We start from the raw sequence: 393 nt of genomic DNA, 5'->3' as shown, positions 1-393 counted from the left end.
CCGCGTCGGTCACCGTCAGCGTGACCGTGTAGCTGCCCGCGGCGCTGTAGGTCTTGGTGGCCGACACGCCGCTGGCGCTCGTGCCGTCGCCGAACGTCCAGGCGTAGCTCGCGATCGCGCCTTGCGCGTCGGTGCTGCCGGCGCCGGAGAAGCTCAGGCTGGCGCCCACCAGCCCGCTCGTCGGGCCGCTGATGCTGGCCACCGGCGGCTGGTTGGCCGCCGTGATCACCACCGTCTGCGTCGTGCTGTTGGTCAGTCCGCCGGCATCGGTCACCGTCAGCGTGACCGTGTAGCTGCCCGCGGCGCTGTAGGTCTTGGTGGCCGACACGCCGCTGGCGCTCGTGCCGTCGCCGAACGTCCAGGCGTAGCTTGCGATCGCGCCTTGCGCGTCGG

General features: G+C 72.3%; 1 protein-coding gene. It reads right to left on the bottom strand.

Annotation, left to right across the window (positions count from 1 at the left end):
• Positions 1–393 (bottom strand): PKD domain-containing protein (locus ACG04R_RS28440; protein WP_394418198.1); only part of this gene is annotated, 393 nt, incomplete at both ends.

This window comes from Pelomonas candidula, assembly GCF_043555985.1.
Lineage (GTDB): Bacteria > Pseudomonadota > Gammaproteobacteria > Burkholderiales > Burkholderiaceae_C > Pelomonas > Pelomonas candidula.
Note: the sequence above shows the minus strand (reverse complement) of the source record. Positions and strands in the feature narration are given on the sequence as shown.